The organism is Pseudomonas sp. GD03858, from assembly GCF_029840925.1.
GTDB lineage: Bacteria > Pseudomonadota > Gammaproteobacteria > Pseudomonadales > Pseudomonadaceae > Aquipseudomonas.
This window is the reverse complement of record NZ_JAOCDM010000136.1, coordinates 1-13,351: the sequence shown is the minus strand read 5'-3', so window position 1 is coordinate 13,351 and position 13,351 is coordinate 1. Positions and strand designations below refer to the sequence as shown.

Annotated in this window: 6 protein-coding genes; 4 read left to right on the top strand and 2 right to left on the bottom strand. The window is 68.2% G+C overall.

All coding sequences use genetic code 11. From position 1 onward, the window contains the following. Both N5D48_RS23715 and N5D48_RS23710 read right to left on the bottom strand, forming a co-directional pair. A partial coding sequence (locus tag N5D48_RS23715) for a condensation domain-containing protein (protein WP_279888447.1) occupies window positions 1-1,638 on the bottom strand: 1,638 nt, incomplete at its 3' end. Between the two features lie 200 nt (window positions 1,639-1,838). After that, window positions 1,839-8,159: a non-ribosomal peptide synthetase gene (locus N5D48_RS23710; RefSeq protein ID WP_279888446.1), complete on the bottom strand. Its 6,321-nt coding sequence runs from the start codon at window positions 8,157-8,159 to the stop codon at window positions 1,839-1,841. A gap of 427 nt (window positions 8,160-8,586) precedes the next feature. Here N5D48_RS23710 and N5D48_RS23705 point away from each other — a divergent pair, with 427 nt between their 5' ends. From N5D48_RS23705 to N5D48_RS23690, 4 genes are all read left to right on the top strand, one after another. Beyond that, on the top strand, window positions 8,587-9,369 hold the full coding sequence (locus N5D48_RS23705; protein WP_279888445.1) for a helix-turn-helix transcriptional regulator: 783 nt from the start codon (window positions 8,587-8,589) through the stop codon (window positions 9,367-9,369). 18 nt (window positions 9,370-9,387) lie between these two features. Next, on the top strand, window positions 9,388-10,839 hold the full coding sequence (locus tag N5D48_RS23700; protein WP_279888444.1) for an efflux transporter outer membrane subunit: 1,452 nt from the start codon (window positions 9,388-9,390) through the stop codon (window positions 10,837-10,839). A gap of 155 nt (window positions 10,840-10,994) precedes the next feature. Next, window positions 10,995-12,065: an enoyl-CoA hydratase/isomerase family protein gene (locus tag N5D48_RS23695; RefSeq protein WP_279888443.1), complete on the top strand. Its 1,071-nt coding sequence runs from the start codon at window positions 10,995-10,997 to the stop codon at window positions 12,063-12,065. 16 nt (window positions 12,066-12,081) lie between these two features. Continuing rightward, window positions 12,082-13,233, top strand: a complete 1,152-nt coding sequence (locus N5D48_RS23690; protein ID WP_279888442.1) for an acyl-CoA dehydrogenase family protein — start codon at window positions 12,082-12,084, stop codon at window positions 13,231-13,233. The last annotated feature ends 118 nt before the right edge of the window (window positions 13,234-13,351 follow it).

Here is a 13,351-nt window from a genome sequence, read left to right as displayed (position 1 = left end):
CGTCAGGTCGTGGGGCACCTCGCTGCGGTTGAAGTCCTCCAGCACCTGACGACGCTCGTCGGCTGCCAGGACCGGCAGATCGAGCAGCGGTAGCTGCGGCGACCGCTCCAGCGCATCGACCAGTTCGCCGATGATCTGCCGCAACTGCCCGCACAGGCGCTGCGCGCCCCAGACTGCCAGGGCCTGCACGGTCAGGCGCAGGTCTTCGCCCAGGTCGTCGACCGCCAGGCTCAGCGGATAGTTGGTACGCTCCTCGGCCCCGACCACTTCGATGCCCGGTGCCATCTCGATCACCGCCTCGGCATCGCCCGCGGCGCTGTGACGGTAGTTGAGCATGCTGTTGAACAATGGCGTCGGCGCGGTCACGCCACTGCAGCGCTGGGCCAGGGCCAGCGGTGCCTGCTCGTGGTCGAGCAGCGCGGTGAGGCGTTGATGGGTGGCCAGCAGGCCATCGCGCACCCCCTGCCCGCCCAGGTCGACGCGCAGCGGCAAGGTGTTGATGAACATGCCCAAGGCCTGCTCGGCATCGGCCCCGGCGCTCATGCGCCCGAGCAACACGCTGCCGAACACCACGCTGTCACGCCCGGACAGTGCGCCCAGCAAGCGGGCCATCGCCAGGTGCATGACGCTCGCCGGGCTCGCACCGAGCTGACGCGCGCAACTGCGCAGGCGTTGGCTGAGTGACAACGGCAAGGTCAGGCGCGCTTCTTCGACTGGCTGCCCGGCCAGGGCCTCGACAGCGAACGCCAGCGTCGGCTCTTCGATGTCGGCGAGCATGTCGTTGAAGAACGCTTCGTGCGCCTGTTCATCCATGGCCAACCTGGCCCTGGCCAGCAGGTCGCGAAACGGCACCGCCGCCGGCAGGTTGTCGCCCGCCCCTGTCAGGCAGGCATGGATCTCGCGGCGCACGATATCCAGCCCCGTGTGATCCAGAACGCTGTGATGGAACAGCAGCAACGCCACCACCTGGCCGTCGCTGCCTTGGCCGTGGGCCAGGCGCAAGAGCGGCGCGCGCTGCAGGTCCATGCGGTAATGGCCACTGTCGAAACGCGCCCGCAGCAGACCCAACGGTTCTTCGCCCGGCGGCACCGCGACCGCCTCGCGCGTCAGTGGCGCATTGCGCCAGACCACCTGCAACGGCGCATCCAGTGCCTCCCAGGCCAGCGCCGTGCGCAGGATATCGTGGCGCTGGATCACCTGGCCCAAGGCTTGGGCAAAGGCGTCCAGGTGCGCGCTGCTGGCGAAGCGCAGCTGGACCTGCAGCACGTAGGGATCACCCGCGTCCGTTGCCAGATGGTGATAGAGCATGCCTTCCTGCAGCGGCGCCAGGGGATAGATGTCCTGCACGTTGGCCGCGCCACCCGGCACCGTGGCGACGATGCGCTCGATCGCGGCCTGATCCAGTTGCACCAACGGCAACATGTCCGGGGTTATACGCAGCGCCGGGCTCACCCAGTCGTCGCCCTGCCCGGCCAGCAGCGCCAGCAGCGCCAGCAGCGCCGCTTTATGCTCGGCCAGGGCCTGCCACAGGGCGTCGTCCAGCGCATCGTCGGCGCCGAGCACGATCAGGTCGTCGGCCTCGCGCTGCAGTCGGATCGCACGGGTGGAGAGCACAGCCATCAATTCGCTCAGGGGCATGGGTAAGCATCCTGCTTTGCCAGTAGGGGAATGGTCGTGAAACTAATGGATCAGCCGTGGTGGGGCTGACAGGGGAAGTGGGGACATTCCCGGCGCGCCGTCTGCGCCGGCCTCTTCGCGGGCAAACCCGCGCCCACGACGACCGTGCTCGGCGCACGCCGTGCGGTCCAGTCCTGTGGGAGCGGGTTCACCTGTGGGCATCAGAGCCGGCGGCGCGCCTGCAACCCGGGTATGGTGGTGCGCGGCACCTCGACCTGGGCCTGCTGCAAGCGTGTGCTGGCCGCCAGGGCGGCCAGGGTCGGCTGGCTGAACAGACTCCGCGCGTCGGCATGCAGGCCGGCCTGGCGCATGCGCGCCACCAGGCTCACGGCCAGCAGCGAATGCCCGCCCAGTTCGAAGAAGTTGTCGTCGCGGCCGATCTGCTCGATGCGCAGCACCTCGCCCCAGATCTGCGCCAGGGCGGTCTCCAGCTCGCCCTCGGGGGCAACGTACTGCCGGCTGATGATCGATTCTGGGCCAGGCTCGGGCAGCGCCTGGCGATCGACCTTGCCACTGGGACTCAACGGCCACTGCGCCAGGGCGACGAAGGCCGACGGCACCAGGTACTCCGGCAGGCGGGCCAGCATATGGCTGCGCAGCACCTGCGGCCCAGGCGTGGCCTGGCCGGCGCGACAGGTGAAGTAGGCCACCAGACGCTCGTCGCGCATCAGCACCACCGCCTGCTCGATGCCTGGATGGTTCGCCAGCTGTGCCTCGATCTCGCCGGGCTCGACCCGCAACCCGCGCAGTTTGAGCTGGAAGTCGTTGCGACCCAGGAACTCCAGTTCGCCGTCCTCGCGGTAGCGCGCCAGGTCGCCGCTGCGGTACAGCCGATCGCCGGCCACGAACGGGCTGGCGATGAAGCGCTCGGCCTGCAAGGCCGGCAGGCCGAGGTAGCCGCGCGCCACGCCGACACCGCCGATATGCAACTGCCCCACCGCGCCTAACGGCACCGGGCGATCATGGGCATCGAGCAGGTACAGCCGCGTATTGCAGATCGCCCGACCGATCGGCGGAGCGCTGGCCGGTAACGGTTGATCGGGCTCCAGGGTCCAGGCAGTACTGTCGACGGTGGCTTCGGTGGGACCGTAGACGTTGTGCAGACGCACCCGCGGCAGGCGCTGGCGCACTGCGTTGGCCAGGGCCAGGGTCAGTTCGCCGCCGCCACAGAAAATATCGGTAAGGCTGGTGCAGCGCTCCACCCCCTCGACCTCAAGGAACTGATGCAGCAGGGCTGGTACGAACTTGACGGTGGTCACCGCACGTTGCCGGATAAGCTCGGCGAGGTAGAGCGGGTCGCGGTGGCCATCCGGCCGCGCCAGCACCAGACGCAGCCCTGCCGCCAATGGCCAGAACAACTCCCACACCGAGCCGTCGAAGCTGAACGGCGCGCGCTGCAGCAACGCATCGCCCGGCCTTGGCGGGCACAGGCCCGATCCCCAGTGCATCAGGTTGCACAAGCCTCGATGCTCCACCATCACCCCCTTGGGCGTGCCGGTGGAGCCTGAGGTGTAGAGCACATAGGCCAGGTGCCGGGCGTTCAGCCCAGGGACCTGCGGCGCCTGTTCCGAGAAGCGCCGCCAGTCTTCACGATCCAGATTGACCTGGGCAACGTCGCTCCCGGCCAGCAGGCCTGCGGTAGCGTCATGTACCAGCGCTGCCAGCGGCGCGCTGTCGGCGAGCATGTAGCGCAGGCGTTCGTCCGGGTATCCGGGATCCAGCGGCACATAGGCGCCACCCGCCTTGAGAATGCCGAGCAAGCCCACCAGCAGTGCCAGGCTGCGTTCGATGCAGATCGCCACCCGAGTATCGGGGCGCACGCCCAGTTCGATCAGGTGGTGGGCCAGGCGATTGGCCCGAGCGTCGAGCTGGCGGTAGCTGAGGCTGTCTTCGCCGGCCTGCAGCGCAATGGCATCGGGGGTACGTTGCACCTGTCGGGCGAACAACGCGGGCCAGGTCTGTCCCAGAGGGCTGCGCGGGTCCTCGGTGGTGTTGAGTTCGACCAGCAGTGCGTGCAGTTCGCTGGCAGGCACGCTGCACAGTTGCGTCAGCGGCGTGTCCAGATCTGATTCGAGCAGGCCCTCCAGGGTGGTGGACAGGTAGCCCAGCAATCGCTCGACGCCCAGGCTGCGCGGTGCCCGCAGGCTCAGCTGGAGAACCTGGCCAAGATCGTCGACCGCGAGCATCAGCGGCTGGCTGACCACCTCGCTGGCGTCCAGCAGCTCCACCCCGGGCAACCGCGCCATCCGCTGTCGCGTGCCATGGCGGAAGTTCAGCAGACTGTCGAACAACGGAGCGCCCGCAGGCAACGCGCTGCAGCGCTGGGCCAGCACCTGGGGCGCATCCTCGTGCGCCAGCAGCGCGGCCAGGCGTTCGTGGGTGTCCGCCAGGGCCTGGCCGAGCGTGCGCCCCACCAGGCTGACGCGCAGGGGCAAGGTGTTGATGAACATGCCCAGCGCCCGCTCGGCGCCTTCGCCCGCCGCCAGCCGCCCCAGCAGCACCGTGCCGAACACCACCTCGTCGCTGCCCGAGAGGCTGCCAAGTACTTGGGCCCAGGCCAGGTGGAACAGGCTGGCGAGGCTGACATCGGCGCTGCGTGCCAGTCGCCGCAGCCCTTGGGTCAAACGCGGCGGCAACGGCTGCTCCAAGGTCTGCAGCGTTTCGGGCGCAACGGGCAGCCCGGCCACGCCGAGCACCCGGGTAGGCGCCTCGAGGTCGCCGAGCATCTGCCGGAAGAACGCTTCGTGCCGCTGCTCACGGCCAGGCGCGGCATGCGCCGCGGCGAAATTGCGATAAGGCACCGGCTCCGGCAGATCGCCCCCCTGCCCGCCAAGCACGGCGCGCAACTCGGTCATCAGCAGTTCGAGGGACAGCGCATCGTTGACCAGGTGATGAAAGCGCAGCAGGCCCAGCCAGCGCCCCTGTTCCGGCGCCTCGGCGACGCTCAGGGCCATCATCGGCGCGCGACGCAGGTCCAGCGCCTGGCCCCGCGCCTTGAGCCGGGCCTCGGCATCTTCGCCGGCAGGGAGCACCTCGACCGGCAACTCGGCGTGGCGCCAGACCACTTGCTGCGGTTGCGCCTGCGCCTCCCAGGCCAGGCTGGTGCGCAGGATATCGTGGCGCTCGATCACCTGCTGCAGGGCCTGGGCGAAAGCCTGCCAGGCCTCGCGGCTGGCGAAGGCGAACAGCGCCTGTTGCTGGTAGGGATCGCGGGCGTCGCTGATGTGGTGGTACAGCAGACCTTGCTGCAGGGGCGCCAGCGGGTAGATCTCCTGCACGTTGGCGGCGCCGCCGGGCACGCCAGCGACGATGCGCTCGATGGCCGACTGCTCGAGTGTCGTCAGCGCCAGCATGTCGGGGGTGATGCGCTGGCAACCGGCAGGCACTCGGTTATCTGGCAGCGTCGGAGCGCCATTGGCGCTGGCCGACGCCGCGAGGCTGGCCAGGGTCGGCTGGCCGAACAGGACCTGCACATCGGCATGCAGGCCTTCGCGGCGCATGCGCTCGATCAGTTGCACGGCCAACAGCGAGTGCCCGCCCAGCTCGAAGAAGTGATCGTGCCGCCCGACCCGCGCGACGCCGAGCAACTCGGCCCACAGCGCCGCCAGGCGCTGCTCGGTCACACCGATGGGCGCGCTGTAGGCGCGGCGGACGCTGGCCTGCTCAGTGGGCGCCGGCAGGGCCTGGCGGTCGAGCTTGCCGTTGGCGGTCAGCGGCCAGCGCGACAGCGCCACGTAGGCGCTTGGCAGCAACGCCGCCGGCAGGCGCCCGGCCAGGTGTTCGTGCAACTCGCGTGGTTCCACCTCTGCCACGCCGATGAACCAGGCGGTCAATTGGCCATCCTGCAACAGCACCACGCACTCCTGCACGGCGCCATGACGGGCCAGGGCGGTCTCGATCTCGGCCAGCTCCACCCGCACGCCACGGATCTTCACCTGCTCGTCATTACGCCCCAGGTACTCCAAGGTGCCGTCGGCCTGCCAGCGCACCAGGTCGCCACTGCGGTACATGCGCGCGCCGGGGGCGTCGTCGAACGGGTCGTCGAGAAAACGCTCGGCGCTCATTTGCGGGCGGCCGAGATAACCCCGGGCAACGCCCCTGCCACCGATGTACAGCTCACCGGCGACCCCGGGCGGCGACAAGCGCTGGTGCTCATCGAGCACATACAGGCAAGCATTGTCGACCGGTCCGCCGATGTGCAGCGCTTGCCCGGCATGCACGGCACCGAAGCTGGCCACCACGGTGGCTTCGGTGGGGCCGTAGTTGTTGACCACGGCGTGGCGCGGATTGCGGGCCAGGCCGCGCAGGCGATCGCCGCCGATCAGCAAGGTGCGCAAGGTCGGGTGGTCCGGGCCATTGACGAAGGCGTGCTCGGCCACCGGGGTGGGCAGGAAGCTGATATCCAGCGGCTGGGCGCGCCACCAGCGCAGCAAGGCATCGATATCCTCGGGCCCCTCGCGCACCGGCGCCAGGTGCAGGGTGGCGCCGCTGCACAGCGCCGGCCAGACCTCCCAGGCCATGGCATCGAAGCCAAAGCCCGCCAGGCAGGACACCTGGTCACCCGCGCGCAGGTCGAACGCGCGGCGGTGCCAGTCGACCAGGTTGCCGAGCATGCCGTGCTCCACCATGACGCCCTTGGGTTGGCCGGTGGAGCCCGAGGTGTAGATCACATAGGCCAGGTTGGCGCTGCCGAGGCCCCGCACCTTGGGACAGACCGCGCGCGCCTGGATGCCTTGATCGAGCGTCAATCGCGGCGGCCCGTCGGCCGGTAGCCGGGACATCAGCGCGGACCGCGTCAACAGCACCTTCGGCGCGCAGTCCTGCAGCAGGTAGGCCAGGCGCGCCTCGGGATGGGCCGGGTCCAGCGGTACGTAGCCCGCGCCGGCCTTGAGAATCGCCAGCAGCCCGACCAGGGTTTCCAGGCCGCGTTCGGCACAGATCGCGACGCGGTCCTCGGGCAGCACGCCCAGGTCGATCAGGCGCTCGGCCAAGTGGTTGGCGCGCGCGTTCAGCTCCCCGTAGCTCAGGCTACGGCCTTCATGCCAGGCGGCGATGGCGTCGGGCGCGCTCGCTGCCTGCTGCGCGATGCGCCAATGAATGCAACGTTCGTCGGCCGCCGTGCGACGACCGTGAGCGAAGTCCCGCAGCTGTGCGTGTTCGGCGGCGGTCGGCAGGTCGAACTGCGCGACGCGCAGATCGGGCGATGCCAACCCCTGGTCCAGCACATGCAGCAGCCGCGCCGCCAGCGCCTTGATCTCGCCGGCGTCGAACCAGCCGAGATTGAACACCAGATGCAGCCAGGCCTCGCCAGTCTGGCGGTTGCTGCGCAGGTGCAGGGCCAAGGGGGTCGGCTCGTGGCTGTTGCACACCTTGACGCTGCGGCCCGGTACGTCGCCATAACGCAGCGCGCTGGCATCTTCTTCATAGGACAGGCTCAGTTCGAACAGCTGGCCGCGCGCTTCGCGCAGCAAGCCCAAGCCACGGTTGAGCTCGCTCAAGGCCAGGCGCTGGTGGCGAAAATCCTGTTTCAGGGCATCGCGGATCGCGCGTACCAATTCGGCGAACGGCAGCGCGTCGGCAAAGTCCATGCGCAAGGCGCTGACCTGGGCGAACAACCCCAGGGTCGCCTTGAACTGTGCGTTGGCGCGATTGCGCACCGGTATCCCGACCACCCATTCGTCCCGCTGCCAGGTACGCACGCAGCACACATGCAGGGCCGCCAGCAGCACATGGAAGGCTGACGCTTGCAGCTCGCCGGCCAGCTGTCGCATGCGCGCCAGCAACCTGGGTTCGAACGGCAGGTCCAGTGCCTGGCTCGGTGCCCGCGCATCGGTATCGGCACGCGCCTTCGCCAGCACCAGGGGCGCCGGCACGGTCTGGTACCTGGCCAACCAATAGGCGCGATCGCGGGCCTGGCGAGGTGAAGCCTGGTAGGCGCTGTCGTCGCCGATGAACGCCCGGTAGGACGGTGCCGACGCGGGCAGAGGCAATCCGCTGGCGAGCAGCCCGTAGTAGCGACCCAAGGTGTCGAACAGCTGGTCGAAGCCCCAGCCATCGATGATCAGGTGGTGTGCCTGGCCGGCGAGCCAGTGGCACCCGGGCCGCAGGCGAACCAGGAAAAAGCGTGCCAGCGGCCCACCCTGCAACGCGAAGCACTGCTGCATGCGCTCTCGCATCAACCTTGTCGCGCTCGCTTCGGGCTCGATCCGATCACTCAGATCAATGACCGGCAGGGCCAGGGTCAAACCGGCGTCGAAGCGCTGCAACGGCAGGCCGTCGTCACCGATCTGCAGCACTGTGCGCAAGCTGTCGTGCAACGCCACCAGATGGTTCAACGCCTGCTCCAGCACGCCGACGTCGATGGCGCCGTCAAGCTCGATATAGCCGCCGATGTTGTACAGCGGCGACTGGCCATGGCTGATCTGGTCCAGCCAGATGTCCCGCTGGGCGGAAGTCAGGGGGAAAGTGTCGGTGACAGCCATGGGCGTGGACATCCTTGCGATTGATCGTCCGCGGATTCAAGCACTGCCCCTTGCCGACTGTATGGCCCCCGAAACCCGGACACACCCGGGCACCGCGGATCAGCGGTCCAGGTCGCTGATTCTTGTGTAGGAGATTAGCCATGGCGCAAGCCGCCCAGCGACTTACGTCGGGCGCCTGGCACGGAAAAAATCCGACATCTCACGGCTTGATGGCGCCAATTTGTCGACTTCTTGCTGGTTGCAGGCTTTCTTGCCGCGCGCCAGGCCCCTGGCGCGCCCAGCCAACCGTGGCATTTTCTGTCCCGGGATTCCATTACAGACGCCGCCCTTCCCTGGCGGCTTGAATACCGCCATCCCCGACCTCGAAGGAGAGGACTCGACCACGAGACCGTCCACCGCAAGCCGCGAATCAAGGAAGAAGACCTCTATGAAGCTGACCGACAGCCTGGCGCAACACCACGCCCCGCACCTGTACCTGCAACTGGGCGAACTGATAGCCAGCAGTGGCGACGATGATTTTGCCGGACAGATGTTCAAACTGGTCGATGCCCTGGTGCCGATCCATCAGCTGACCCTCAGCGAGTGGACGCTCGACAGCCGCCAGGCCCGTGTCGAGCGCATCGTGCCACTGGGCTTTGCCGGGACCGGCGAGCCATCCGCACCGCGTGACGATCCGCCCGACACATTGCTGCAGAGCATCCTGCAGATGGACGATCCGGTGCTGGTCCAGACACGTCGGCCACTGGGCCGGCGCTATCAGGCGCAGAGCGCCTACCAGTGCAGCCTGGTGTCATGCAGCGGCGAGCGCCGCTGGCTGATCGGCTGCCATCGCCTGCTCCAGCAGCGCGCCTTCACCCTGGCCGAGCTGTCCCTGCTCAAGAGCCTGTCCGACACCCTGCTGCCGCTGGTCGAGCACCACGCCCTGCGGCAGCCGGTCCGACAGCGCGCGTTCTGCGCACAGCTCATGCCGGTGCTGTCGCCGGGGTCGCTGCGCGCGGCCTTCGGTGAGCGTCTGGCCCAGGGCGCCATCAGCCTGTCGGCGCGCGAACAGGAGGTGTGCCTGGGCTTGCTGACCGGCGGCACCGTGCCGCAGATGGCGCAACGGCTCAACGTCAAGAACAGCTCGGTGGAGACCTACCTCAAGCGCGCCACGGCCAAGCTCGGCGTAAGTGGCCGCCATGGGTTGGCGCGCTGGATGGCCGGTGCCTGAATTTTCAAGGAAGAGCCCATGCGTGGATTGCCCCTTGCCCTGCTGGCCGCGGCCATCGCTGGCTGCAGCCTGATCCCCGACTACCAGCGCCCGCACGCCCCTGTCGCCGGCCAGTACCCCAGTGGCCCGGCCTATTCCGACGCCAGCTCCGGCACAATCGCGGGACAATCGCAGGCGGTGTTCCAGGACCCGGCGCTGCGCCAGCTGATCGACATGGCGCTGGCCAACAACCGCGACCTGCGCGTGGCCTTGCTGAATGTCGAGGCCAGTCGCGCCCAGTACCGTATCCAACGCGCCGAGCTGCTGCCCGCCGTCACCGCCAACGCCAATGGCCAGCGCCAGTACCTGCCGCGCAGCATGACGGGCGGTCGCGACGGCATGATCAGGTCCAGCTACGCGGCGAACCTTGGCATCAGTGCCTACGAGCTGGACCTGTTCGGCCGGGTACGCAGCGCCAGCGCGCAGGCCCTGGAAAGCTACCTGGCCAGTGAGGAGGCGCGCCGTGGCGCGCAGCTCAGCCTGGTGGCCAGCGTCGCCAGCGTGTACCTGACCTGGCGGGCCGACCAGGAGCTGCTGGAGCTGTCCCGGCGTACCCTGGCCGCCGACGAGCAGAGCCTGCGCCTGACCACCCGCCAACGCCGCACCGGTACTTTGTCGGCGCTCGACCAGATCCAGGCCCAGACCCGGGTCGACAGCACCCGCGCCGCCGTGGCGCGCTATCGCCGGCTGGCGGCCCAGGACCTGAACCAGTTGACGCTGCTGGTCGGCGGCCCGGTGGCCGACACCCTGCCCGCCCTGCCGCTGGCCAGCGAGCTGATCGCCCAGATGCCGGCTGGATTGCCGTCGCAACTGCTGCAGCGCCGCCCGGACATCCGCGAGGCCGAACATCGACTGCTGGCCGCCAACGCCAACATAGGCGCGGCCCGCGCCGCGTTCTTCCCCAGCATCAGCCTGACCGCCAATGCCGGCAGCTCCAGCCTGGAGCTGTCGAACCTGTTCAAGGGTGGCTCGGGAAGCTGGCTGTTCCAGCCGCAGATCAGCCTGCCACTGTTCAATGCCGGCAATCTCAGGGCCAGCCTGGACTATGCCCGCCTGCAGAAGGACATTCAGGTGGCCCAGTACGAAAAGGCCATCCAGACAGCCTTCCAGGAGGTGTCCGATGGCCTCGCGGCGCGCGCCACCTACCAGCGTCAACTGCAGGCCCAGCGTGACCTGGTGGCGGCCAGCCAGCGCTACTACGACCTGGCGCAGAACCGCTACCGCACAGGCGTCGACAGCAGCCTGACCTTCCTCGATGCCCAGCGCGAGCTGTTCAGTGCCCAGCAAGGCCTGATCGGCGACCGCCTGGCGCAACTGGTTGCCGAGGTGAACCTCTATACCGCGTTGGGCGGCGGCTGGTCATCAGCCGCCGAAGCATCCCGCCAATCCGTCAGCAGCCTGTTGCCGACAGCTGTCTCGGCGGTAAAGTGAGCGGACCGTCCGGGCTGCGCCAACCACGCAAAAATGCAGCATCGCCCTGCAGATTTGCCAATTGTGCAAGGCAAATTCGCATGACAGGATCCAGCGATCCGCCCGCGCATCCCAGACTTCATCTGGAAAATCAATAACAAGGCAGGGAGACCGCGATGACCGCGCACGCTCAACCCTCGGCAACGGATCAGGTACTGGCCGAGGTCCGCAACCACATTGGCCACCTCACCCTCAATCGCCCCGCCGGGCTCAACGCCCTTACCCTCGACATGGTGCGCAGCCTGCAGAAACACCTGCACCGCTGGGCCCAGGACCCGCAGGTACATGCCGTGATGCTGCGTGGCGAGGGCCCCAAGGGCTTCTGCGCCGGTGGCGACATCCGCTCGCTGCACGACAGTTTCAAGGCCGGCGACACGCTGCACCACAGCTTCTTCGAAGAGGAATACGCCCTGGACCTGTGCATCCACCGCTACCGCAAGCCGGTGCTGGTGCTGATGGACGGCTTCACCCTCGGCGGCGGCATGGGCCTGGCCCAGGGCTGTGACCTGCGCATCGTCACCGAGCGCAGCCGCCTGGGCATGCCCGAGGTGGGCATCGGTTACTTCCCGGATGTCGGCGGCAGCTACTTCCTGCCCCGCGTGCCCGGCGAGCTGGGCATCTATCTGGGTGTGAGCGGCAGCCAGATCAAGGCCGCCGACGCACTGTACTGCGGGCTGGCCGACTGGTACCTGGACAGCGCCAGGCTGGCCGCGCTGGACGATGGGCTCGATCAGCTGGCGTTCGGCGAACACCCGCTCAAGGACTTGCAAGGCCTGCTCGCCCGACTCGGCACCCAGACCCTGGCCGACGCGCCGCTGGCGCGGTTGCGCCCAGCCATTGACCACTTCTTCGCCCTGCCCGACCTGCCGAGCATCATCGAGCAGCTGCGTGCCGTGAGCATCGGCGATACCCGGCAATGGGCGCTGGACACCGCCGACCTGCTGGAGACTCGCTCGCCCCTGGCCATGGCCGTCACCCTCGAACTGCTGCGCCGGGGCCGCCACCTGGCCCTGGAGGACTGCTTCGCCATGGAGCTGCACATCGATCGCCAGTGGTTCGAACATGGCGACATCATCGAAGGCGTGCGCGCGCTGATCGTCGACAAGGACAAGCAACCCCGCTGGAACCCGCCGACCCTCGCGGGCCTGACTCGCCAGCGGGTCGACCAATTCTTCGAAGGCCTGTGAGCCCGGGAGTACACAGATGCAAGACCTGGAATTGAGCGAAGAGCAGATCATGATCCGCGACATGGCCCGGGACTTCGCCCGCGGCGAGATCGCGCCCCATGCCCAGGCCTGGGAAAAGGCCGGCTGGATCGACGACGAGGTGGTGCGCAAGATGGGCGAGCTGGGCCTGCTCGGCATGGTCGCCCCGGAACAGTTCGGCGGCAGCTACACCGACTACGTCGCCTATGCCCTGGCGGTCGAGGAGATCTCCGCGGCCGATGGCGCCACCGGCGCGATGATGAGCATTCACAACTCGGTCGGCTGCGGCCCACTGCTGGCCTACGGCACGCCGGAGCAGCAGCAGGCCTGGCTGCCGAAGCTGGCCAGTGGCGAAGTGATCGGCTGCTTCTGCCTGACCGAACCCCAGGCCGGGTCCGAAGCCCACAACCTGCGAACCCGCGCCGAGCTGGTCGACGGCCACTGGGTGATCAACGGCGCCAAGCAGTTCGTCAGCAACGCCCGTCGGGCCAAGCTGGCGATCGTCTTCGCCGTGACCGACCCACAGCTGGGCAAGAAAGGCCTGTCGGCGTTCCTGGTGCCCACCGACAACCCCGGCTTCAAGGTCGACCGTAGCGAGCACAAGATGGGCATCCGCGCCTCAGACACCTGCGCCGTGACCCTCGATGACTGCCGTATCCCCGCCGCCAACCTGCTTGGCGAACAAGGCAAGGGGCTGGCCATTGCCCTGTCCAACCTCGAAGGCGGGCGCATCGGCATCGCCGCCCAGGCCCTGGGCATCGCCCGGGCGGCGTTCGAGGCCGCGCTGCTGTATTCGCGCGAGCGCATCCAGTTCGGCAAGCCGATCAACGAACACCAGAGCATCGCCAACCTGCTGGCTGACATGCAGGTACGGATCAACGCCGCGCGCCTGCTGATCCTGCACGCCGCGCGTCTGCGCACGGCCGGCAAGCCGTGCCTGTCCGAAGCCTCGCAGGCCAAGCTGTTCGCCTCGGAGATGGCTGAGCGGGTGTGCTCGATGGCCATTCAGGTGCATGGCGGCTACGGCTACCTGGAGGACTATCCGGTGGAGAAGTACTACCGCGACGCGCGGATCACCCAGATCTACGAGGGCTCCAGCGAGATCCAGCGCATGCTGATCGCCCGCGAGCTCAAGCACTACCCGCTCTGAGGCACATGCATTTCAAGGTCTTTGCGGCGCGGGATGTTGATCGAGCAAGGGCCTTGAGGTGTTCGCCGTTAGAGTTGCAGCGCCTATGAGATCGAGCGCCGCCCGCGCGGCGCATCGC

Coding starts and splice junctions, on each gene's coding strand:
- N5D48_RS23710 (WP_279888446.1), bottom strand. CDS start 8,159: ATGGCTGTCACCGACACTTTCCCCCTGACTTCCGCCCAGCGGGACATC.
- N5D48_RS23705 (WP_279888445.1), top strand. CDS start 8,587: ATGAAGCTGACCGACAGCCTGGCGCAACACCACGCCCCGCACCTGTAC.
- N5D48_RS23690 (WP_279888442.1), top strand. CDS start 12,082: ATGCAAGACCTGGAATTGAGCGAAGAGCAGATCATGATCCGCGACATG.
- N5D48_RS23695 (WP_279888443.1), top strand. CDS start 10,995: ATGACCGCGCACGCTCAACCCTCGGCAACGGATCAGGTACTGGCCGAG.
- N5D48_RS23700 (WP_279888444.1), top strand. CDS start 9,388: ATGCGTGGATTGCCCCTTGCCCTGCTGGCCGCGGCCATCGCTGGCTGC.